Raw genomic sequence first — 22859 nt, 5'->3', positions numbered from 1 at the left:
CGGGCAGCGCATGAGCAATCTCACACTCGCCCTGGCCATCCTCGGCGGCCTCGTTCTCGCGGCCGTCGTTGCCTTCAACACAGTCACCTCGCGCCGCAATGCGCCTCGGCAGCCCGACGCGCGGGACCTTGATCTGACCGATGCCGAGCGGCCCTCCGCATCGTCCGGCGGCGTGGAGCCGATGCTGCACATCGATCCGCACCAGGTGCCGGGCCAGGAGCGCCACGAGCCCCTGTTCGATCCCGATCTGCCCGCGCCGGGCGCCAGCCCGGTCCCGACCGCCGAGCGGCGCGGCGGACTCGATCCGCTCATCGACGTGATTGCGCCGGTCTCGCTGGACGGGCTTGCCTCGGGCGACGCGGCGATTGCGGCCATGCCATCCACGCGCCGTGCGGGCAGCAAGCCCGTGGCCATCGAAGGCCTGAACGAGCACACGGGCCAGTGGGAGCCGCCCGTGCCGGGCCAGCGCTACAGCGCGTTCCAGGTGGGCGTGCAACTGGCCAATCGCACCGGTGCGCTCAACGAGATCGAGTATTCCGAATTCGTCGTGAAGGCGCAGGCCTTTGCGGATGCCGTGAACGGCGCGCTCGAGTTTCCCGAGATGCTCGACGAAGTGGCCCGCGCCCGCGAGCTCGACCAGTTCGCCAGCGCGCATGACGCCCAGCTGGGTTTCGTGCTGCGCGCGCTGCATGCCGCCTGGAGCCCGGGCTACGTGCAGCAGAACGCGGCCCGGCTGGGTTTCGTGGCCGGCATCATTCCCGGCCGCATGGTGCTGCCGACCAGCGAAGCCGGACTGCCGCCGATCCTCGGGCTGTCGTTCGACACCCAGGCCGCGCTGGCCGACGATCCCGCGCAATCGGCCATTCGCGAGCTCAGCCTGAGCCTGGACGTGCCGCAGGTCGATCGCGCCGAGCAGCCGTTCCGCCGCATGCGCGAGGCCGCTGCCACGCTGGCGCGCGAGATGGACGGCGTGGTGACCGACAGCGACGGGCAACTGCTGCGCGAAGAAACCATGGATGCCATCGGCGCCGACCTCGAGCAGCTCTACGACACGCTCGAGTCGCGCGACCTGGCCGCCGGCTCGCCGCTGGCTCGCCGCCTCTTCAGCTGATCCGATCGTTCGGGAGACACCCATGACAACGCGCGACGAAGCGGCACGCGAAGCCGCCGCACTGAGCGAACAGCTCCACAAGCACGCCCACCTCTATTACGTGCTCGATGCGCCCGAACTGCCCGACGCCGAATACGACAGGTTGTTCCAGCGGCTGCAGGCATTGGAAGCCGAATACCCCGAGCTGCGCACGCCCGATTCGCCGACGCAGCGCGTGGGCGGCAAGGTGCTCGAAGGCTTCGTGAAAGTGCGCCACCGGGTGCCGATGCTGTCGATCCGTACCGAAACCGACATCACGCCGGCCGGGGCGAGCGCGTTCGATGCCCGCGTGCGCAAGGAACTCGGCCTGGCCGAAGACGGGCCCCAGATCGAATACGTCTGCGAGCTCAAGTTCGACGGCCTGGCCATGAACCTGCGCTACGAGCACGGCGTACTGGTTCAGGCCGCCACGCGCGGCGACGGCGAAGTCGGCGAAGAGGTCACGCAGAACATCCGCACGGTGCGCGAGATTCCGCTGCGGCTGAGCGGCAAGGCCCCGCCTGTGGTCGAAGTACGCGGCGAGATCTACATGAAGCGCGCCGACTTCGAGGCACTCAACGAACGCCAGCGCGAAAAGATCGCGGCCGGGCAGAAGAACGAGAAGGTGTTCGTCAACCCGCGCAATGCGGCGGCCGGCGCGGTGCGCCAGCTCGATCCGGCCATTGCCGCGGCGCGACCGCTGAGCTTCTTTGCCTATGGCCTCGGCGAAGTCACGCCCGCCAGCGAGGGCGGGCCGGAGTTTTCCACGCAGTTCGATTGGCTGCAGCAATTCGACGCCTGGGGATTCCCTGTGGCGAAGCAGACGGCACGTGCGAGAGGCGCTATTGAATTGATAGCGTTTCACGAAAACATCGGGCGCCAGCGCGATGCCTTGCCCTACGACATCGATGGCGTGGTCTACAAGGTCGACAGCCTCGAGCTGCAGCGTCGGCTGGGCTTCGTCTCGCGCGAGCCGCGCTGGGCCGTGGCGCACAAGTACCCGGCGCAGGAGCAGATCACCGACGTGCTCGGCATCGAAGTGCAGGTGGGCCGCACCGGCAAGCTCACGCCGGTCGCCAAGCTCGCGCCGGTGTTCGTTGGCGGCGTGACCGTCACCAACGCCACGCTGCACAACGAAGACGAAGCGCGCCGCAAGGACGTGCGCGTGGGGGACAAGGTCATCGTGCGTCGCGCCGGCGATGTGATTCCCGAAGTGGTCGGCGTGGTGCCGGAGAGCCTGGCCAGGCCCGACACCGAGCGCGGTCCGCTGTTCACCATGCCGCACCAGTGCCCGGTGTGCGGCTCGGAGGCGCTGCGCGAAGAGGGCGAAGTCGACTACCGTTGCACCGGCGGCCTGTTCTGCGGGGCGCAGCGCAAGGAAGCCATCCTGCACTTTGCGGCGCGGCGCGCGGTCGACATCGACGGGCTCGGCGACAAGCTGGTCGAGCAACTGGTCGATGCCAATCTGATCCGCACCTTGCCCGACCTTTACAGGCTCGGCTTCACGACCCTGGCGGGCCTGGACCGCATGGCCGAGAAGTCGGCCAGGAACATCGTCGATGCGCTCGAAGCCTCCAAGAAGACCACGCTGCCGCGCTTCCTGTTCGGCCTTGGCATCCGGCATGTGGGCGAGAGCACCGCAAAAGACCTGGCCAAGCATTTCGGCAAGCTCGACGCGATCATGGACGCGACCGAGGAGCAGTTGCTCGAGGTCAACGACGTCGGACCGGTGGTCGCGCAGAGCCTGCGCACCTTCTTCGACCAGCCGCACAACCGCGAAGTGGTCGAGCAGCTGCGGGCCTGCGGGCTGACGTGGGAAGAGGGCGAGCCTGCCGCCCGCGCGCCCAAGCCGTTGGCGGGCTTGACCTTCGTGATCACCGGCACCCTTCCTACGCTCGGCAGGGACGAGGCGAAGGATAAATTGGAAGCCGCCGGTGCCAAGGTGGCAGGCTCGGTCAGCAAGAAGACAAGCTACCTGGTGGCTGGAGAGGAGGCCGGCAGCAAGCTCGACAAGGCTCGTGAGATTGGCGTGAACGTGATCGACGAGGCGGGTATGCTGGAAATACTCGCCAACGGCGTTCCGGGGTGAAGAGGTCGACGGCGCGGTGTATTTACCGCCCGTTACGCGACTTCACACCAGCGCAGTCAACAGGGCCTACAAGCTGACGTTGAATAAACAGAAGGCTGACAAGGAGTCCCTTATGCAAAAGATTCGTGTTCTCGGTACTTGCGTCGCCATTGGCGGCTTCGCGCTGCTTGGCGGTTGCGTGGCCGTTCCCGGCGAGCCCTACTACAGCGGGGGCTACTCGCAGCCTTACTACGCCGATCCGGTGGTGGTGAATCCGGCGCCGGTCTATATCCAGGGTGGCGGCTATTACGAAGGCGGGCGCCGCTACTACGACCGCCCCTACTACGACAGGCCTTATTACGGACGGCCGGGCTACCCCGCGGTGCGACCGGTCCCGGTGCCGGTGCCCGTGCCTTCTCGTCCCGGCTGGGGTGGCGGGCGCCAGTCGGCCGTGCCGCCGGCCGGCGTTTCGCCGCTTCCGCAGTATCGGTCGCAGCCACCGCGCGGTTCGGAGAAGCTTTGGACGTCGCCGGACTCCAAGGGACAAACCCCGCCCTGATCGATCGGGCGCAACGGCGAACGGCAAGCGACGGGCGTTCGCGATAATCCCGTCATGGCCATCCGCGAAATCCTGAAAATGGGCGACTCCCGGCTGCTGCGCATCGCGCAGCCGGTGGCCGCCTTCGATACTGACGAGTTGCACCTGCTGGTGCGCGACATGTTCGAGACCATGCAGTCCGTCAATGGCGCCGGCCTGGCCGCGCCGCAGATCGGCGTGGACCAGCAGCTCGTGATCTTCGGCACCGATGTCGTCAACCCCCGCTACCCAGACGCTCCGACGGTGCCCCGCACCGTGCTGCTGAACCCGGTCATCACCCCGATCGGCGAAGAGGAAGAAGAGGGCTGGGAAGGGTGCCTGTCGGTGCCGGGCCTGCGCGGCGTGGTGCCGCGCTTTGCGAACATCCGCTACACCGGCTTCGACCCCTATGGCGATCCCATCGACCGCATCGCCAGCGGTTTTCATGCGCGCGTGGTTCAGCACGAGGTCGATCACCTGCTGGGCAAGCTTTACCCGATGCGGGTGCGCGATTTCTCGCGCTTCGGCTACACCGACGTCCTGTTTCCGGGACTCGACGCCAACGACGACGACTGAAACGAAAAAGCCGGCGCGCGGGCCGGCTGCATGACGTCAGTTGTACTTGCCGCCCAGTCCGAAGCGGCCGCCGCCGAACAGGCTGATTGCAAGTGCGGAGAACAGGAACATGCCCTGCAGCTCCAGGGCCCAGCCGCCCTGGCCATTGAGCGCGCCCAGATCCTTCTGGTGCACCAGCCAGATCGCCACCACCATGTTGATCGCGACGATCAGCGCCGCCGGCCGCGTGAACAGCCCCACGATGAGCAACACCGGCGCGATGATCTCTCCTATGTAGATCAGGTATGCAAACGCCGCCGGCAGGCCATGGGACGCCAGCATGCCGCCGATGCCGTCGACGCCCTTGCCGACCTTCGCGATGCCGTGCAACAGGATGAGGATGCCGAGTGCAACGCGCAGAACGAGCTTGCCGGTGTCGTCGGATTTGTTCATGAGCAGATTCCTGGTGAGAGAGTGATTGGAGGGCCGTATGTTAGTGAATGCGGCGGACAAGAAAAGCCCGCGGCAAGCGGCTTGCGGCATATGCATCCAACCGTCCGTTCTTTGGCAGAGTGGCGCGCAGCCCCGTACACTGCCTTTCGCCTACTCTTGAGGAGAACACACCAATGAAGAGCCGATTCCGTCCCGCGCTGGCCGTTGCCGCATCTGTCGCCGTGTTTGCCGTGGCCGCTCCCGCCTTTGCCGGCAAGACCCTCGACGCCGTCAAGCAGCGCGGGACCGTCAAGTGCGGCGTGACCAATGGCGTGGCCGGTTTTTCCGCGCCCGACACGCAGGGCAACTGGTCCGGCCTGGACGTCGATACCTGCCGCGCCATTGCGGCGGCCGTGCTGGGCGACCCGAAGAAGGTCGATTTCGTGCCGCTCAATTCGCAGCAGCGCTTCTCGGCCCTGCAGGCCGGCGAGATCGACATCCTCGCGCGCAACACCACCTGGACGCTCACGCGCGACGCATCGCTGGGCTTCAACTTCACCACCATCACCTACTACGACGGCCAGGGCTTCCTGGTGCCGAAGAAGCTCAAGGTCACGAGCGCCAAGCAGCTCAAGAACGCCACCATCTGCACGCAATCGGGCACCACCAACGAGAAGAACGTGTCCGACTACTTCCGTGCGCAGAACATCCCGGTGAAGACGGTCGTGTTCGAAAGCTTCGAGGCTTCGTTCAAGGCCTTCTTCTCGGGCCGCTGCCAGGCCTTCACCACCGACGCCTCGGCGCTGGCCGGCCTGCGCAACAAGGAAGCGCCGAACCCCGACGACTACGTCATCCTGCCCGAGCTGATTTCCAAGGAGCCGCTCGCGCCGCTGGTTCGCCGCGGCGACGACGAGTGGTTTGCCATTGCCAAGTGGGTGCCCAACGCGCTCATCGAGGCCGAAGAGTTCGGCGTCACGCAGGCCAATGCCGACGAGCTCAAGGCCAACAGCAAGGACCCGGGGCAGCAGCGCCTGGTCGGCACCGGTGAAGACCTGGGCAAGCTGCTGGGCCTCGACAAGGACTGGTCGTTCCGTGCCATCAAGGCCGTCGGCAACTACGGCGAGATGTTCGAGCGCAACGTCGGGCCGAAGTCGGTGCTCAAGCTGCCGCGCGGCTCCAACAACCTCTGGAACAAGGGCGGCCTGATCTACGCACCCCCGGTTCGATGAGCGGCGGAGCCTCGCGCCGCGGCGCCTGGCTGGCCTGGGTCGTCCAGGCGCTGCTGGTGCTGGCCGTCGTGGCCGGCGCCTTCTGGCTGGTGCACCATGCGCTCGACGTGCTGCGTGCGCGCGGTGTTCGTTCGGGCTTCGACTTTCTGACCGAGCCCGCGGGCTTCTCCATCAGCGAAGGCTGGCTCGACTTCGATGCCAGCCAGCCGTTCTGGCGCGCCTTCGTGGCGGGCCTGATCAACACCGTGCGCGCCTCGGTGCCTGCCGCTATTTTTTCGGTCGTGCTCGGCACCTTGATCGGCATCGGCCGGCTCGCGCCGCATGTGTTGCTGCGCGGCGTCTGCACTGCGTATGTCGAACTGCTGCGCAACGTCCCGCTGCTGGTGCAGTTGCTGATGCTGGCCTTCGCCATGGCCAACCTGCTGCCCGACCCGACCGAGCCCCTGCGCCTGCTGCCGGGTGTGTGGCTCAGCAAGGGCGGGCTGAGCGTGCCCTGGCCTGCGTCGGGCGAGGATGGCTGGTGGCCCACGCATTTCGAATGGCCCGAGAAGGGCGACTTCGGCGTGAGCGGCGGTGCGGCGCTGAGCCCGGAGTACGTGACCATCGTCGCAGGCCTTTCCTTCTACTCTGCTGCTTTCGTGGCGGAGATCGTGCGCGCCGGCATCCTGTCGGTGTCGCAGGGACAGGTGCTGGCCGGGCAGGCGCTGGGCCTGACATCGGTGCAGCAACTGCGCATCGTGATCCTGCCGCAGGCGCTGCGGGTGATCGTGCCTTCGCTCACCAACCAGTTGCTGAGCCTCACCAAGAATTCGTCGCTCGCGGTGGCCGTGGGCTATCCGGAACTCGTGTCGGTGGCCAACACCACCATCGGCTCGAACGGCCGGGCCTTCGAGTGCATCGCGATCATCATGGCGGTCTACCTGCTGTTGTCGCTGTTGATCTCCTTCGGCATGAACCGCTACAACACGCGCGTCGCGCTCAGGGGCTGGCGATGAGAAACGTCGCACAAGGGCCCATCGCCTGGCGCAGCGAGCTCTGGGGTTCGCCGCTGCGCGCATTGGCCACCGTGGTGTTGATCGCGCTGCTCGCGTGGGGCGGCTTCCATGCCGTCGAATGGGGCGTGGTGCGCGCGGTGTTCCGGCCCGATGCCGAAGCTTGCCGCGCGGTGCAGCATGGCGCTTGCTGGGGCGTGGTGGCCGAGAAATGGCGGCCAATGCTGTTCGGCCGCTTTCCCTATGAAGAGCAATGGCGCCCGGCCATCGCGGTGGTCGTGTTGTCGGCCGTCACGGTGCTGAGCGCCTGGCCGCGCAGCTGGCGCTGGTGGCTGCTGCCGCTCTGGGCCGTGGCGCTGCTGCTCTTCGTGCTGCTGATGCGCGGCGGCGTGCTTGGCTTGAACGCTGTGCCGACGAGTCGCTGGGGCGGATTGCCGCTCACCATCGGCCTTGCGGTGGTCGGCCTGGCACTGGCCTTTCCGCTGGCGCTGCTGCTGGCGCTCGGGCGGCGCTCGGGCTGGCCGGTGGTTCGCACGCTGAGCGCGAGCTACATCGAGCTGGTGCGCGGCGTGCCGCTGATCTCGGTGCTGTTCATGGCCTCGTTCCTGCTGCCGCTGCTGTGGCCGGCCGGCTGGCAACCCGACGTACTCGTGCGCGTGCTCGCGGGCCTGGCGTTGTTCGTGGCGGCTTACCTGGCCGAGATCATCCGCGGCGGCCTGCAGGCCGTGCCGCGCGGGCAGACCGAGGTGGCCATGGCGCTGGGCTTCGGGCGCTGGCCCGTGCAGCGGGACATCGTGCTGCCACAGGCCCTGCGGCTCGTGGTGCCCGCGCTGACCAACAACGTGGTCGGCACGCTCAAGGACACTTCACTGGTCACGGTGGTCGGCCTGTTCGAGCTCACCGGCGCACTGGGCCTGGCACTCGGCGGCGACCCGACCTGGCGGCCGTTCTACCTCGAGGGCTACCTCTTCATCGCGGCGGTGTATTGGGTGCTGTGCTTCGGGCTCTCGCGCTACAGCGTGTGGCTGGAGCGAAGGCTGGCGAGCGCGCCGACCTGAGGCGCGCTGCCTGCTGCGGCCGAACAAGGCGCGCACCGAACCCGCGGGCGGCCAGCTCGCTCGGGCTCAGGTCTTTCTGGATCGCGGCATCAGTTCGGCATAGCCCGTCGCCGGATCCTGCTCACGGGCGAAGTGCCATTCGGGCAGCCAGGCGATCAGTATCTCGGCTGTGGTGCGCACAGAGCAGCCCGGCGCGACGTGGCCGCCCCGGACCTGGCCCGCACCGTCCGACACGCTGATGTGCAGATGAGATCCGTCCGGCGACAGCGTGCCGGACAGCGTGAGGATTTCAAGATCGCCTTCGAGCACTGCAGCGGTTTCTGCGCCGGCGTACCGGATGCACGCGCCGCGGAGACTGCCGACGCCGGAGACCACGAAGGCGGCTTCGGCGCCGCGGTGCTTCAGCGCAGCATCGAGCGCGGCGCGCAGGTCGTCGCCGGGGTTCAGGCGCAGCGCGTGTGCTTGCATGGCGGGCGGGTGGTGCTGTCTGGCCTCAGCCCGCCGACAGCGCCTTGTCCACCAGCTGCTGTGCCTCTTCGAGGATGCGCCCCAGGTGCTCCGCACCCTTGAAGCTCTCGCCGTAGATCTTGTAGATGTTCTCGGTGCCCGAGGGCCGCGCAGCGAACCAGCCGTTGCCGGTGACGACCTTCACACCGCCGATGGCCGCGCCGTTGCCCGGCGCATGGCTCAGCACGGCTTCGATCTTGTCGCCCGCGAGCTCGGTCGAGCTGACCTGCTGCGGCGACAGGCTCGACAGTTTCTTTTTCTGCTCCACCGTGGCCGCCGCATCCACGCGATCGGACACCGGCTGGCCCAGCGCCTGCGTCAGCTCGGCGTAGCGTTCGCCCGGGTCGCGCCCGGTGCGCGCGGCGATTTCGGCCGAGAGCAGGGCGGGCACGATGCCGTCCTTGTCGGTGGTCCACGCCGAGCCGTCGAAGCGCAGGAAGGTCGCGCCCGCGCTTTCCTCGCCGCCGAAGCCCAGCGAGCCGTCCACCAGCCCGTCGACGAACCACTTGAAGCCCACCGGCACCTCGTAGAGCTTGCGGCCGAGCCGGGCCGTGACACGGTCGATCATCTGGCTGCTCACCACCGTCTTGCCGACGGCCGCTTGCGCCGGCCACTGCGGGCGGTGCGTGTAGAGGTAGTCGATCATCACCGCGAGATAGCTGTTCGGCTGCATCAGGCCCGCGCTGCGCGCCACCACGCCGTGGCGGTCGTGGTCGGTGTCGCAGGCAAAGGCGATGCCGAAGCGGTCTTTCAGGGCGATCAGCTTGTGCATCGCGTCGGGCGAGGACGGGTCCATGCGGATGCGGCCGTCCCAGTCGAGCGACATGAAGCGGAAGGTCGGGTCGACCTCCTGGCTGAGCACTTCGAGGCGCTTGAGCCTGTAGCGCTCGGCAATGGCGGGCCAGTAGTGCACGCCGGCGCCGCCGAGCGGATCGACGCCCAGGTCGATCTCCACGCCGCGAATCGCGTCCATGTCGAGCACCTGGGCCAGATCTTCGACGTAGGTGTTCAGGTAGTCGTGCCGGCGCGTGGTCGAAGCGCGCAGCGCCTGCGCGAGCGGCATGCGCTTCACGCCTTCGAGTCCGCTCGCCAGCATCTTGTTGGCGGCTGCCTCGACGGCGGAGGTGATGTCGGTGCCCGCCGGGCCGCCGTTGGGCGGGTTGTACTTGAAGCCGCCGCTTTCGGGCGGATTGTGCGAGGGCGTGATCACGATGCCGTCGGCCAGCCCTGTCGTGCGTCCGCGGTTGTAGACCAGGATGGCGTGCGAGACGGCCGGCGTGGGTGTGTACTCGTCGTCCTTCGACAGCATCAGTTCGACGCCGTTGGCCGCGAGCACTTCCACAGCGCTGCTGAACGCCGGGGTGGAGAGCGCGTGCGTGTCGATGCCGAGGAACAGCGGACCGTCGATCCCCTTTTGGCGCCGATAGTCGGCAATGGCCTGGCTGATGGCCAGCACATGCCATTCGTTGAATGCGTTGTCGAAGGAGGAGCCGCGATGTCCCGAGGTTCCAAAGGCCACGCGCTGCGCGGCGACCGAAGGATCGGGCCGGCCCGTGTAATAGGCGGAGACAAGGCGCGGAACGTTGACGAGCAGGTCCAGCGGAGCGGGCTGGCCTGCGAGGGGATTGGTTTTCTGGCTCATGCGGGTGTTGCCGTTCGAGTTGAATCAAGTCGACAACATCATGCCGCAGGATGCGCCTGCGAATGAAACAAGCGGAAAGCGAGCTACTGCGACGCCAACGCTTCCATCAGCTCGGTCTCGATCGCCAGCTGCGTCTTCTGGCCCTGCAGTTCCGGCCCGCTGATCAGGAAGGTGTCTTCCACGCGCTCGCCCAGGGTTGTGATCTTGGCGAGCTGCAGGTTCAGGTGATGTCGTGCGAGCACGCGCGCCACCGAATACAGCAGTCCCGCGCGGTCGCTGGCCGAGATGTTGAGCAGCCAGCGCTGAGCCTTGTCGTCGGGCAGCAGGCTGATGCGCGGCTTGATCGGGAAACTGCGCACGCGGCGCGACACCCGTCCCACGCTCGGCGAGGGCAGGGGGCCGGCCTCGGTCAGCGTCTGCGCGAGGCCCGACTCGACCATGCTGATGAGGTCGCGGTAGTGGTCGGGCTGGAAAGCGGTCACCACCTGGAAGGTGTCGAGCGCATAGCCGTTGCTTGCGGTGTGTACTTTCGCGTCAAGAATGTTGAACGACGACTGATCGAAATACCCGCAGATGCGCGCGAACAGGTCGGGCTGGTCGGGCGTGTAGACCACCACCTGCAGGCCTTCGCCCACCGGCGAAAGATGCGCCCGAACGACGGGCGGCGCCTTGGGGTCGACGGGCACGTTCGGCGGCGGCACGAAGCGCGAGAGCTGCTTGGCGTGCCAGGCGATCTCGGTGGCGTCGTGGCGCATGAAGTAGCCCACGTCGAGCGTGTCCCACAGCGCCTTGTGGGCCTCGAAGCGCTGGGCGTGCAACGCCAGCTGCACCAGTGCTTCGCGCTTGCGCGATTCCACCTCGGCGTCGGGGTCGGGCATGCGACCGCCGAGCGCGCGCAGCGTGTAGCGGTACAGGTCTTCGAGCAGCTTGCCCTTCCAGGCATTCCACACGCGCGGCGACGTGCCGCGGATATCGGCCACCGTCAGCAGATAAAGGGCTGTCAGGTAGCGCTCGTTGCCCACGCGTTTGGCAAAGGCGCCGATCACCTCGGGGTCGCTCAGGTCCTGCTTCTGCGCGACCTGGCTCATCACCAGGTGTTCGGCGACGAGGAATTCGATCAGCTTGGCATCTTCGCGCGCAATGCCGTGCTGCTTGCAGAAGCGCTGCACGTCGCGCGCGCCGAGCGTCGAATGGTCGCCGCCGCGGCCCTTGGCAATGTCGTGGAAGAGCGCGGCCACGTAGAGGATCCACGGCTTGTCCCAGCCGGCGGCGAGCTGCGAGCAGAACGGGTATTCGTGCGCGTGCTCGGCGATGAAGAAGCGCCGCACGTTGCGCAGCACCATCAGGATGTGCTGGTCTACCGTGTAGACGTGGAACAGGTCATGCTGCATCTGTCCCACGATGCTGCGGAACACCCGCAGGTAGCGGCCCAGCACCGAGGTCTGGTTCATGAGCCTGAACGCATGCGTGATGCCGTAGGGCTGCAGCAGGATGCGCATGAAGGTCTGGTGGTTGACCGGATCGTTGCGGAACTTGCTGTCCATCACGTGGCGCGCGTTGTAGAGCGCGCGCAGCGTGCGGGCCGACAGGCCCTGAACGCCGATGGTCTTCTGGTAGAGAAGAAAGGTCTCGAGGATGGCGTGCGGCTCGCGCTCGTAGAGATCGTCGCTCGCAATTTCGATCAGGCCGGCGCGCTCGAAGAAGCGCTCGTTGATCGGCGTGTGCTGCTCGTCCACCGGCTGCAGCCGCTCCGCGATGTTGAGCAGCAGGATCTGATTGAGCTGCGAAACCGCCTTGGCCGCCCAGTAGTAGCGCCGCATCAGCGCCTCGCTCGACTTGCGCTGCGATTCGCCTTCGTAGCCGAAGCTCGCGGCCACGGCCGTCTGCAGGTCGAACACCAGGCGGTCTTCGCGCCGCTTGGCAATCACGTGCAGGCGCGCGCGGATCAGCGAGAGCAGGGCTTCGTTGCGCTTGATCTGCTGCGCCTCGAAGGACGTTGCCAGCCCGTTCTTGGCCAGGTCGTCCCAGCGGCTGCCGAAGCCGGCGGCCTTGGTCATCCAGAGAATGGTCTGCAGGTCGCGCAGCCCACCCGGCGATTCCTTGCAATTGGGCTCGAGCGCATACGGCGTGTTGTCGTACTTCTGGTGGCGATGCCGCATTTCCTGCGACTTGGCCACGAAAAAGGCCTGCGGATCGATGGCCCTCGCGAAGCGCCTGCGGAACGCCACGAACAGCTTCTTGTTGCCCGTGATGAGCCGGGATTCGAGCAGCGAGGTCTGGACCGTGACGTCTTTCTCGGCTTCGGCCAGGCACTCTTCGACGGTGCGCACGCTGGAGCCGATTTCGAGCCCTGCGTCCCAGCAGTGGCCGATGAAGGCTTCGATGCGCGCCGGATCGATTTCGCTGTCGTGGCCCTCGGGCGGCAGCAGCAGCAGCACGTCGACGTCGGAATACGGAAACAGCTCCCCGCGGCCGAAGCCGCCCACGGCCGCCAGCGTGAGCGAGTCGCCGAAGTCCGCTTCGTGCCAGAGCGCGCACAGCGTCTGGTCGGCCAGGGCCGACAACTGGCGCAACACGGCGTGCACGCTGCGCGTGGGCGCGCGCGCAAAACGCAGGGTGTCGAACAGCGCCAGTTTCTTCGCGCGATAGGCTTCGCGAAGCGTGGCGACGTCGATCTTGGCTGGTTCGATCACGGCTTTGTCCGGGGCCGTGCGCCGCGCGCGCGGCTCACGTTTTCGTGGAAGTGACGAACGAGGGCAGCGGCGGGCTGCCTTCGGACAGCGTGAGCACCTCGTAGCCCGTTTCGGTGACCAGCACCGAGTGTTCCATTGCGCCGACAGCGAATGGTCGCGAGTGACGATGGTCCAGCCGTCGTACTGGCCGCCCCTGAAATCTTCCTTCACCTCGCGCTTGCCGGCATTGATCATCGGCTCGATGGTGAAGATCATGCCGGGCTTGAGTTCTTCGAGCGTGCCCGGGCGGCCGTAATGCAGCACCTGCGGTTCTTCATGGAAGCGCTGGCCCACGCCGTGGCCGCAAAACTCGCGCACCACCGAATAGCCGTGGCCTTCGGCGAACTTCTGGATGGCATGGCCCACGTCGCCCAGGTGCGCGCCCGGGCGCACCTGCATGATGCCGTGCCACATGGCTTCGAAGGTGATGTGGCACAGGCGCTTGGCGGCAATGGAGGCGTCGCCGATGATGTACATGCGGCTGTTGTCGCCGAACCAGCCGTCCTTGATGACGGTCACGTCGACGTTCATGATGTCGCCCTTCTTCAAGGGCTTGTCATTCGGAATGCCGTGGCACACCACATGGTTCACCGAGGTGCAGAGCGACTTCGGAAAGGGCACGCTGCTGGCGCCCATGTAGCCCACGGTGGCCGAGGTGGTGCCCTGCTTGACCATGTATTCGGCGGCCAGCCGGTCCACGTCGTTGGTCGTGATGCCAGGCTTGATGAAAGGCGTGAGGTAGTCCAGCACCTCGGAAGCCAGGCGGCAGGCGACGCGCATGGCTTCGATGCCTGCTGCGTCCTTGTAGGTAATGCTCATCCCGGAATTATCCCATTCACCCGGCTAAAATTCAGGGCTTACGCGGATGGCCCCAGTCAGCGGCCATCCGCCTCGATTTTCTTGATTCCCAACGCGGCCCCCAGGCCCTTTCGACCGTGACGCAGCCCGCACCTCAAGCCCTTCCTGTCGTAACCATGTTCGAGGGCGGCAGCGCACTCAGCGATTTCCGCGCGCGGCAGCTGCTGCCCAAGCTGCAGGCCATCGAGCCCCGCATCGAAGGCATTGCCGCGCGTTTCGTGCACCTGGTGGTCACCGACGCCGCCCTGGACGCGGCCGACCACGACCGCTTCGCTGCGCTCCTGACCTACGGCGAGCCCTTCGAGGCGCTGGCCAAGGCCGGTACTTCCGTGGTGGTCACCCCGCGCCTGGGCACGGTGTCGCCCTGGGCTTCCAAGGCCACCGACATTGCCCACAACTGCGGGCTGGCGCTGCGCCGGGTCGAGCGGGTCACGCAGTACCACCTGAAGCTCAAGGCCCCGCTGATCGGCAAGGCGCCCGTGCTCGAGGGCGACATGCTCGCGGCCGCGGCCGGCCCGCTGCACGACCGCATGACCGAATCGGTGCTGGCCACGGTGGAGCAGGCCGCCAGCCTGTTCAGCGAACTGCCGGCCCAGCCGATGGCGCAGGTCGACGTGCAGACCGGCGGCCGCGAGGCCCTGGTGGCGGCCAACACCGGCTTCGGCCTGGCGCTGGCCGAGGACGAGATCGACTATCTCGTCGAGGCCTTCACCCGCCTGGGGCGCAACCCCAGCGACGTCGAACTGATGATGTTCGCGCAGGCCAACAGCGAGCACTGCCGCCACAAGATCTTCAATGCCGCCTTCACCATCGACGGCGTGGCCCAGCCGCAGAGCCTGTTCTCGATGATCCGCCACACCGAGAAGCAGAACCCGCAGCACACGGTCATTGCCTATGCGGACAACGCCTCGGTGATGGAAGGCGCGACCGTCGAGCGCTTTGTGGCCAGGTCGGACTCGCAAAGCTATCAAAAAGATAGCGCGCTGAGCCATGTGCTCATGAAGGTGGAGACGCACAACCACCCGACCGCCATTTCCCCGTTCCCGGGCGCCTCGACCGGTGCGGGCGGCGAGATCCGCGACGAAGGCGCCACCGGCCGCGGCTCCAAGCCCAAGGCCGGCCTGACCGGCTTCACCGTGTCCAAGCTCTGGCCGGAAGAAGGCCACTACGGCAAGCCCGAGCACATCGCCAGCCCGTTGCAGATCATGACGGAGGGCCCGCTGGGCGGCGCCGCGTTCAACAACGAATTCGGCCGGCCCAACCTGCTGGGCTACTTCCGCGAATACGAGCAGACCGTGGCGAGCGACCTCGACACCGTGCGGCGCGGCTATCACAAGCCCATCATGATCGCGGGCGGCTTGGGGCAAATCGACGCGACCCAGACCAAGAAGATCCAGTTCCCGGCCGGCTCGCTGCTGATCCAGCTCGGCGGCCCCGGCATGCGTATCGGCATGGGCGGCAGCGCCGCCAGCTCGATGGCGACCGGCGCCAACGCGGCCGAACTCGACTTCGACTCGGTGCAGCGGGGCAACCCCGAGATCGAGCGCCGTGCGCAGGAAGTCATCAACCACTGCTGGCAGCAGGGCGCGGCCAACCCGATCCTGGCGATCCACGACGTGGGCGCGGGCGGCCTGAGCAATGCCTTCCCCGAACTGACCAACGACGCCGGCCGCGGCGCGCGCTTCGACCTGCGTGCGGTGCCGCTCGAAGAATCGGGCATGGCGCCGAAGGAAATCTGGTGCAACGAAAGCCAGGAGCGCTACGTGCTGGCCATTGCGCCGGAATCGCTCGAACAGTTCAAGGCCTTCTGCGAGCGCGAGCGCTGCCCGTTCTCGGTGGTGGGCGTGGCGACCGAGGAGCGCCAGCTGCTGGTGGCCGATGAAGGCGCCGCGGTGCAGCCGGTCGACATGCCGATGGACGTGCTGTTGGGCAAGCCGCCCAAGATGCACCGCGACGTGAAGACCGTGGCGCGCAGCTTCAAGCCGCTCGACCTCACGGGCGTCGATCTGCAGAAGGCCGCCATCGACGTGCTCTCGCACCCGACCGTGGCTTCTAAGCGCTTCCTGATCACCATCGGCGACCGCACCGTGGGCGGCCTGAGCCACCGCGACCAGATGGTCGGCCCATGGCAGGTGCCGGTGGCCGATTGCGCCGTCACGCTGGCCGACTACAAGGGCTTTGCAGGCGAGGCGATGAGCATGGGCGAACGCACGCCGCTGGCCGCGCTCGACGCGCCGGCCTCGGGCCGCATGGCCGTGGCCGAGGCCATCACGAATCTGCTGGCCGCGCCGATCGAACTCTCGCGCGTCAAGCTCTCGGCCAACTGGATGGCCGCCTGCGGCGAACCGGGCGAAGACGCCGCGCTGTACGAAACCGTCAAGGCCGTGGGCCTGGAGCTGTGCCCGGCGCTGGGCGTGTCGATTCCGGTCGGCAAGGATTCGCTGTCGATGCGCACGCAGTGGAAAGACGGCGACGAAGCGAAGAAGGTCACTTCGCCCGTCAGCCTGATCGTCACCGCTTTTGCCTCGCTGGCCGACGTGCGCGGCACGCTCACGCCGCAGCTCGATGCCAGCGAAGCCGACACGACGCTCGTGCTCATCGACCTGGGTTGCGGCCGGCACCGCATGGCCGGCAGCATCCTGGCGCAGACGCTCGGCCAGAGCGGCGACGTGGTGCCCGACCTCGACGACCCGGCGCAGCTCGTGGCGCTGGTCGATGCCGTGAATGCGCTGCGCGCCGACGGCAAGATCCTGGCCATGCACGACCGCAGCGACGGCGGCCTGTTCGCCACTGCCTGCGAAATGGCCTTTGCGGGCCATGTGGGCGTGGCCCTCAACGTCGACATGCTGGTCACCGAAGGCGACGGCATCTCCGACAGCCGCATGGAAACCGGCGACGCCAAGAACTGGGCGCAGCAGGTCAGCGCGCGGCGCGAGGAGCTCACGCTCAAGGCGCTCTTCAACGAAGAACTCGGCATGGTGCTGCAGGTGCGCACCGCCGAGCGCAACGACGTGATGCAGGTGCTGCGCGCCCACGGACTCAGTGCCCACAGCCATTTCGTCGGCAAGACCCGGCCGGCCAGCTCGGCCATGGACGCGGGCAAGGGCAAGCTCGAAGTCTGGCGCGATGCCAGGTCGGTGTTCAGCGCGACGCTGCACGACCTGCACCAGGTGTGGGATTCGGTCAGCTGGAAGATCGCGCGCGAGCGCGACAACCCGGCCTGCGCCGATGCCGAGCACGCCGCGGCGGGTGTGCCTTCGGACCCGGGCATGCACGTGTTCCTGCCGGACGCGCCGGTTGCACCCGTCGCCCCCGCCATCCTCCAATCGCGCCCCAAGGTCGCGATCCTGCGCGAGCAGGGCGTCAACTCGCATGTGGAGATGGCCTACGCCTTCACCGAAGCCGGCTTCGAAGCCTACGACGTGCACATGACCGACCTGCAGACGGGCAGGGCGGACCTCGCCAACTTCAAGGGCGTGGTCGCCTGTGGCGGCTTCAGCTACGGCGACACCCTGGGCGCCGGCATCGGCTGGGCGCGCAGCATCACCTTCAACCCGAAGCTCGCCGAGCAGTTCAAGGCTTTCTTCGGCCGCGAAGACACCTTCGGCCTGGGCGTGTGCAACGGCTGCCAGATGTTCGCCGAACTGGCGGACATCATTCCAGGCGCCGAGGCCTGGCCGCGCTTCACCACCAACCAGAGCGAGCGTTTCGAGGCGCGCCTGTCGATGGTCGAGGTGCTCGAATCGCCCAGCATCTTCTTTGCGGGCATGGCCGGCAGCCGGCTGCCGATCGCGGTGGCGCATGGCGAGGGTTATGCCAACTTCAAGCACCGCGGCGATGCCGCCAAGGCCATTGCGGCGATGCGCTTCGTGGACAACCACGGCAACCCGACCGAGCAATACCCGTTCAACCCGAACGGCAGCGCGGGCGGCCTGACCTCGGTCACCACGCCGGACGGCCGCTTCACCGCCGTCATGCCGCACCCGGAGCGCGTGTTCCGCAACATCCAGATGAGCTGGACCGGTGGCGACAGGAACGAACTGAGCCCGTGGATGCGCATCTGGCGCAATGCGCGCCGCTGGGTGGGCTGACAAGGTCAAGGCTCTGCACGGGCCATGAAAAAAAGCGGCCGACAGGCCGCTTTTTTATTTCCAGAACACCGCGGAACCGGCTTTGCCGGGCCGCTGGTCTGGGCGTTATTCCACTTTTGCCTTCGCGCGCAGTTCTTCCTGGTACTTCTGCAGGCGCTGCTGCTGCAGCTGCTGCGTGATCTGCGGCTTCACTTCTTCCATCTTCGGAAGCTGCGCCTGGCGGATGTCGTCGACGCGGATGATGTGGTAGCCGAACTGCGTCTTGATCGGCGCAGGGGTGGTTTCACCCTTCTTCAGCTTGATCATCGCTTCCGAGAACTCGGGCACGAAGCTCGCCGGGTTGGCCCAGTCGAGGTCGCCGCCGTTGGCGCCCGATCCCGGGTCCTTGCTCTGCTTCTTGGCGATGTCCTCGAACTTGGCGCCCTTCTTCAGGTCGGCCATGATCTTCTTGGCCTGGTCTTCCGTTTCGACCAGGATGTGGCGGGCCTTGTATTCCTTGCCGCCGTTGGCCGCCACGAACTTGTCGTACTCGGCCTTGACGTCGGCGTCCGAGACCGGGCTGGTCTTGCGGTAGTTCTCGAACAGCGCGCGGATCAGGATCGCCTGGCGGGCAAGTTCGAGCTGGTTCTTGTAGTCCTCGGTGGCGTCGAGGCCCTGCTTCTGAGCTTCCTGCATGAACACTTCGCGCGCAACGACTTCCTCGCGCAACTGGCCCTGCATCTCCGGCGTGACCGGCCGGCCGGCTGCCGCCAGCTGCTGGGCCAGCACGTCCATGCGCGCCTTGGGCACGGGCTTGCCGTTGACGATGGCTGCGTTCTGCGCCATGGCCGCCACGGGAATCGCACCGAGCAGCGCTGCGGCCGCAACGGCCTGCAAGATTTGTTTTTTCATGGAATGAATATCAGGCTGGAGGGAAATGCGCGTATGGGAAAAAGCGCGTGGAAGAAAGCGGATGAGACGACGGAAACGAAGAAGAAGGGAGGGCGGGCTGGCGCGGCCATGTTGGCGGATGGCGGCGTGAAACTGATCCGAAGACTCAGAGCACCTCGATGGCGATGGCGTGCAGACCCTGCGCGATAAAAACTTGGAGGGCATCATACACAAGGCGATGGCGCGCCACGCGGGGCTTCCCTTCGAACAGTGGGGAAGCAACGCGAACCCGGAAATGGGTGCCGCGACCCTCCGCGTTGGCGCCGGCATGGCCGGCGTGGGCGCTGCTCTCGTCGATCACCTCCAGCACCGTGGGCTGGAGCGCCTGGCGCAGCGCCGCTTCGAGGTCGCGCGCCGTCGGCAAGGGGTGGTTCGCTGCTGCGCTCATGCGGCGGGCTTGTCGTCGCCCTTGAGGTGCGGCGAGATGTAAAGCCCCTGCGCCACCAGGAAGACGACGGGAAACGCATAGCCCCAGAGCTTGAAGTTGACCCAGGCCTCGGTGGTGAAGTACGCCGCCACGTAGCCGTTGATGGCGGCCATGAAGAGGCAGTAACCGATCCAGGCCACGTTGAGGCGGCCCCACACGCGGTCGGGCAATTGCAGCTGCGAGCCCAGCAGCATCTTGAGGAAGTTCTTCTTCAGCGCCCAGAGCGCAACCGCCAGGGCGATGGCCATGGCACCGTAGAGGACCGTGGGCTTCCACTTGATGAAGCGGTCGTCGTGCAGCACCAGCGTGAGCGTGCCGAACAAGAGGATCAGCACCAGCGTGGCCTTCTGCATGGCCTGCAGCTTGCGGTCCAGGGCGTAGATGATGCCCATCTGCAGCACGGTGGCGGCCATGAGCACGCCGGTGGCGGTGTAGATGTCGGCCAGCTTGTAGGCGCCGAAGAACAGCAGGATCGGAAAGAAGTCGAGGATCAGTTTCATGCGCTGGGCGGAGTCGGTTGGTTATTTCTTCTGGAAGTCCAGCGAGGCGGAATTCATGCAGTAGCGAAGGCCGGTTTCGGTGGGGCCATCGGGGAACACGTGGCCCAGGTGGGCGCCGCAATTCGCGCAGACGTTCTCGGTGCGCACCATGCCGTGCGAACGGTCGACGATGTTCCTGATGGCACCCGGAACGGCTTCTTCCGAGAAGCTGGGCCAGCCGCAACCCGCGTCGAATTTGGTCGACGCCTCGAACAGTTTGGCGCCGCAGCAGATGCAATGGTAGGTGCCGTCCTCCCAGTGCGCCTCGTACTTGCCGGTGAAGGGGCGCTCGGTGGCGGCATGGCGCGTGACCTCGAAGGCCGCGGGCTCGGCGCCTTTTTCAGCGAGCAGGGCTTTCCATTCGGCGTCGGTTTTCTGTACGGGAGTGGTCATGATGAGCAGCTGATTGCGATCGTGGAGGCCCAGTCGGGCGGAAACCCGGCATAGGCATCGGCACCGGGATGTTCTTCAGATGGGGTTTGGAGCAGTGTCAGCAAGGTTGCCACACCCGAGAAGTCTTTTCGGCCTGCCGCTTCGATGGCTTGCTGCCCCAGGTGGTTCCTCAACACGTACTTTGGATTGGATTTGAGCATCAAGTCCGCGGCTTGCGGACGCGATGCCTGCGCGTGGCGCTCTGAAAATAATAGCAGCCATGCATCGAAGCCGGCTCGATCCAGGAACAGGTCGCGCACTGGCTCGGCGTTGCCGCCGGCCATGTGCTGCGAAAGGCGGCGCCAGAAGATCGTGTAGTCGACCTTTTCCGCGGCCAGGAGCTTCAGCAGGCCCTCGATGAGCGTGCGGTCGCCCCCGGCCGAATCGGTGAGTCCGAGCTTGGCCCCCATCCGGCCCTCGAATTCGCTCGGAAACACCGTCTTGTAAGACTCCAGCGCCGCCACCGCAATTTCCTGGTCGCCGATCAGCGGCAGCAGTGCCTGCGCCAGGCAGAACAGGTTCCAGTAGGCCACGTTGGGCTGCTGGTTGAAGGCATAGCGGCCGCTGGTGTCGCTGTGGTTGCAGATGTGGCGCGGATCGAACCCGTCCAGGAACTGGAATGGCCCGTAGTCGATGGTGAGCCCCAGAATGCTCATGTTGTCGGTGTTCATCACGCCGTGGCAAAAGCCCACGGCCTGCCATTGGGCGAGCAGGGCGGCGGTGCGCTCGCTCACGGCTTCCAGGAAGGCCGCATAGGCGTTGCCGTTGAAGCGCTCGGTGGTGCGGCAGGCCGGGTAATAGCGGTCGATCACGTAGTCGGCCAATGCGCGCAGCTCGGCGTCGCGCTGGTTTGCCGCAAAGTGCTCGAAGTGGCCGAAGCGGATGAAACTGGGCGCCACGCGGGTCACCACGGCCGCGGTTTCCGGTTCTTCGCGGTACACGGGGGCGTCCGAGCCTGCGACGCAGAGCGCGCGGGTGGTGGGTATGCCGAGGCCGTACATGGCCTCGCTGCAGAGGAATTCGCGGATGCTGGAGCGCAGCACGGCGCGGCCGTCGCCGCCGCGCGAGTAGGGCGTGCGGCCCGCACCCTTGATCTGCACTTCGAGGCCGCCCGCTGTCTCGCCCAGCATGATCGCGCGGCCATCGCCGAGCTGGCCGGCCCAGACGCCGAACTGGTGGCCGCTGTAGACCGTCGCAAAGGGCCGGGTTCCCGCCACGGACAGGTTGCCGGTCAGGGCTGCCAGCGTGCTGTCCGATCGCCCCCAGCCGGGCGGCAAGCCGAGCTCGCGCGCCATCGCCTCGCTGTGGCCCACCCAGTAGGGATCGGGTAGCGGCGTCGGCCGCAATTCGGTGAGAAACGCGGGCCCCAGCGCCAGAAATCCCGGTTTCCATTGCAGTCCCAGGTCGGCGGCGACCGTGTCTTCGGCAAGCAAGCTCATGCCCGGATTGTCCGGCACAGCGCGTAACCCCTTGCGGCGCGGGCCATCGGGGCCCGATGGCGTCAGTGGGCGAGTGCGGGGGCGGCCCAGATCCGCGCCCGGTATTGCGCGGGCGGCAGGCCGAACCAGCGCTTGCAGGCCCGGAAGAAATTGCTGCTGTCGACGAAGCCGAGCATGTCCGCCACGTCGGTGAGCGTATGGCGGTCTTCGGCCAGGTACTGCTGCGCGAGCTCGCGGCGGGTGCGGTCGAGCAGCGACTGGAACGACACCGACTCTTCCTGCAGCCGCCGCTGCAGCGTGCGCTCCGCCAGACCGAGGCCGGCGGCCACGTCCTGCCGGCGCGGCTCGCCCTGCGGCAGCCGGCGCGCGATTTCGGCGCACACCAGGCTGCTGGTGGTGGTCTGGCCCAGGAGGCTCAGCTGGTCGTCCAGCAGGTGCTCCTGCATCTCGCCCAGGGCGGGGTGATGCGTGGGCAGCGGCATGGCCAGGTCGGTGCTCGACAGCAGCATGCGGTTCGCGGCGGCGTTGAAGCGCACGTCGCAGCCGAAGGCCTCGCGGTGCAGCCGGTCGCTGGCCGGCGCGGGGTAGACGAACTCCATGGCCAGTGGCTGCAGTTCACGCCGCGTGAGCCACTGGCATTGCATGAGGGTGGTCAAGAGGGCGTATTCGACGCGCTGGCGAGGTATCGGCAGGCTGCCGCCGTTGTGCTCCATCACCATCCAGCAACCGCGCGGGTCGGGTTGCAGCGAGAAAGCGGTCGCGTCCGAGATCACGGCCATGTAGCGCGCCAGCCGCGCGAGGGCCGAGCCGAGATCGGGGCTGCAGGCCATGGCGTGGCCGACCGTGCCCAGCTTGCTGTGCGTGGCGGCCAGGTCGCGATGCAGGCCCAGCGAGGGCTTGCCGGCGCGCGCCACGGCGAGTTGCCAGAGCATGGTGATTTCGTCGACCGGAATGCGCGCGTTCTGTCGGCGCAGCGAATCGGGATCGAAGCCGGCGCCCTGAAGCAGCGAGGGCACGTCCAGCCCTTCGGCCTCGAACATCGAGAGCACGCCTTCGAGCCACGCGGCCGAGCTGGTCCGCAGCTCGGGCTGCTGCGCGCAGCCCGGCCGGCGTTGCGGCCGGCGCTGGGCATGTGGCATGGGGGCTTCTGAAGTCATTGAATTGGCTCGCTTGCGATAGCGGGGGAAACGCGGTCCGTTCCTAGAATTTTCTGGCGGGTTCG

18 protein-coding genes and 1 pseudogene are annotated in these 22859 nt (G+C 66.9%); 8 read left to right on the top strand and 11 right to left on the bottom strand.

The window, feature by feature from the left end; all coding sequences use genetic code 11:
- The first annotated feature begins 10 nt into the window (after positions 1 to 10).
- From ACAM55_RS11985 to def, 4 genes are all read left to right on the top strand, one after another.
- Positions 11 to 1111 carry a cell division protein ZipA C-terminal FtsZ-binding domain-containing protein gene (locus ACAM55_RS11985; protein WP_369656202.1) on the top strand — a complete coding sequence of 367 codons (1101 nt, stop codon included), beginning with the start codon at positions 11 to 13 and terminating at the stop codon, positions 1109 to 1111.
- A gap of 22 nt (positions 1112 to 1133) precedes the next feature.
- Positions 1134 to 3218 (top strand): NAD-dependent DNA ligase LigA, encoded by a 2085-nt coding sequence (ligA, locus tag ACAM55_RS11980; RefSeq protein WP_369656201.1) that lies wholly within the window; start codon positions 1134 to 1136, stop codon positions 3216 to 3218.
- Positions 3219 to 3330: 112 nt separating this feature from the next.
- A complete protein-coding gene (locus ACAM55_RS11975) occupies positions 3331 to 3756 on the top strand; it encodes a hypothetical protein (RefSeq protein ID WP_369656200.1) in 426 nt (141 codons plus the stop codon).
- A 54-nt stretch (positions 3757 to 3810) separates the two neighbouring features.
- Entirely contained in the window at positions 3811 to 4350 is a 540-nt protein-coding gene (def, locus tag ACAM55_RS11970; protein WP_369656199.1) for a peptide deformylase, read from the top strand.
- A 36-nt stretch (positions 4351 to 4386) separates the two neighbouring features.
- Here the strand turns inward: def and ACAM55_RS11965 are convergent, their stop codons facing one another.
- Positions 4387 to 4782 carry a DoxX family protein gene (locus tag ACAM55_RS11965; protein WP_369656198.1) on the bottom strand — a complete coding sequence of 132 codons (396 nt, stop codon included), beginning with the start codon at positions 4780 to 4782 and terminating at the stop codon, positions 4387 to 4389.
- A gap of 173 nt (positions 4783 to 4955) precedes the next feature.
- Between ACAM55_RS11965 and ACAM55_RS11960 the strand changes: the two genes are divergently transcribed.
- The 3 genes from ACAM55_RS11960 to ACAM55_RS11950 are packed head-to-tail and all read left to right on the top strand — an operon-like array spanning position 4956 to position 8040.
- Positions 4956 to 5990 carry an amino acid ABC transporter substrate-binding protein gene (locus ACAM55_RS11960; protein WP_369656197.1) on the top strand — a complete coding sequence of 345 codons (1035 nt, stop codon included), beginning with the start codon at positions 4956 to 4958 and terminating at the stop codon, positions 5988 to 5990.
- Positions 5987 to 6985, top strand: a complete 999-nt coding sequence (locus ACAM55_RS11955) for an amino acid ABC transporter permease (RefSeq protein WP_369656196.1) — start codon at positions 5987 to 5989, stop codon at positions 6983 to 6985. Before ACAM55_RS11960 ends, ACAM55_RS11955 begins: the two co-directional genes overlap by 4 nt.
- A complete protein-coding gene (locus ACAM55_RS11950) occupies positions 6982 to 8040 on the top strand; it encodes an amino acid ABC transporter permease (RefSeq protein ID WP_369656195.1) in 1059 nt (352 codons plus the stop codon). Before ACAM55_RS11955 ends, ACAM55_RS11950 begins: the two co-directional genes overlap by 4 nt.
- A gap of 66 nt (positions 8041 to 8106) precedes the next feature.
- Here ACAM55_RS11950 and ACAM55_RS11945 read toward each other — a convergent pair whose 3' ends face one another.
- From ACAM55_RS11945 to map, 4 genes and pseudogenes are all read right to left on the bottom strand, one after another.
- Entirely contained in the window at positions 8107 to 8508 is a 402-nt protein-coding gene (locus tag ACAM55_RS11945) for a PPC domain-containing DNA-binding protein (RefSeq protein ID WP_369656194.1), read from the bottom strand.
- Positions 8509 to 8533: 25 nt separating this feature from the next.
- Positions 8534 to 10189, bottom strand: a complete 1656-nt coding sequence (pgm, locus tag ACAM55_RS11940) for a phosphoglucomutase (alpha-D-glucose-1,6-bisphosphate-dependent) (protein ID WP_369656193.1) — start codon at positions 10187 to 10189, stop codon at positions 8534 to 8536.
- Between the two features lie 83 nt (positions 10190 to 10272).
- A complete protein-coding gene (locus tag ACAM55_RS11935) occupies positions 10273 to 12882 on the bottom strand; it encodes a [protein-PII] uridylyltransferase (protein WP_369656192.1) in 2610 nt (869 codons plus the stop codon).
- Between the two features lie 34 nt (positions 12883 to 12916).
- Positions 12917 to 13740 (bottom strand): annotated as a pseudogene (gene map, locus ACAM55_RS11930) (type I methionyl aminopeptidase).
- A gap of 155 nt (positions 13741 to 13895) precedes the next feature.
- Between map and purL the strand changes: the two are divergent.
- Positions 13896 to 17870, top strand: a complete 3975-nt coding sequence (gene purL / locus ACAM55_RS11925; RefSeq protein ID WP_369656388.1) for a phosphoribosylformylglycinamidine synthase — start codon at positions 13896 to 13898, stop codon at positions 17868 to 17870.
- Between the two features lie 105 nt (positions 17871 to 17975).
- Here the strand turns inward: purL and ACAM55_RS11920 are convergent, their stop codons facing one another.
- The 6 genes from ACAM55_RS11920 to ACAM55_RS11895 all read right to left on the bottom strand — a co-directional run bounded on the left by ACAM55_RS11920 (position 17976) and on the right by ACAM55_RS11895 (position 22776).
- A complete protein-coding gene (locus ACAM55_RS11920) occupies positions 17976 to 18761 on the bottom strand; it encodes a peptidylprolyl isomerase (protein ID WP_369656191.1) in 786 nt (261 codons plus the stop codon).
- Between the two features lie 145 nt (positions 18762 to 18906).
- Positions 18907 to 19188: a BolA family protein gene (locus ACAM55_RS11915; protein ID WP_369656190.1), complete on the bottom strand. Its 282-nt coding sequence runs from the start codon at positions 19186 to 19188 to the stop codon at positions 18907 to 18909.
- Positions 19185 to 19727, bottom strand: a complete 543-nt coding sequence (locus tag ACAM55_RS11910) for a septation protein A (RefSeq protein WP_369656189.1) — start codon at positions 19725 to 19727, stop codon at positions 19185 to 19187. The genes ACAM55_RS11915 and ACAM55_RS11910 overlap by 4 nt, the downstream gene beginning before the upstream one ends.
- A 21-nt stretch (positions 19728 to 19748) precedes the next feature.
- Positions 19749 to 20159: a peptide-methionine (R)-S-oxide reductase MsrB gene (msrB, locus tag ACAM55_RS11905; RefSeq protein ID WP_307700903.1), complete on the bottom strand. Its 411-nt coding sequence runs from the start codon at positions 20157 to 20159 to the stop codon at positions 19749 to 19751.
- Positions 20156 to 21637, bottom strand: a complete 1482-nt coding sequence (locus ACAM55_RS11900; protein ID WP_369656188.1) for a YdiU family protein — start codon at positions 21635 to 21637, stop codon at positions 20156 to 20158. The genes msrB and ACAM55_RS11900 overlap by 4 nt, the downstream gene beginning before the upstream one ends.
- A 62-nt stretch (positions 21638 to 21699) precedes the next feature.
- The gene (locus ACAM55_RS11895; protein ID WP_369656387.1) at positions 21700 to 22776 is read right to left on the bottom strand and encodes an AraC family transcriptional regulator; all 1077 of its coding nucleotides are present in this window, start codon (positions 22774 to 22776) and stop codon (positions 21700 to 21702) included.
- Positions 22777 to 22859: the final 83 nt, after the last annotated feature.

It is taken from the genome of Variovorax sp. V213 (genome assembly GCF_041154455.1).
Lineage (GTDB): Bacteria > Pseudomonadota > Gammaproteobacteria > Burkholderiales > Burkholderiaceae_C > Variovorax.
The sequence above is the reverse complement of the archived record's forward strand: the minus strand, read 5'-3'. Positions and strand labels throughout refer to the sequence as shown.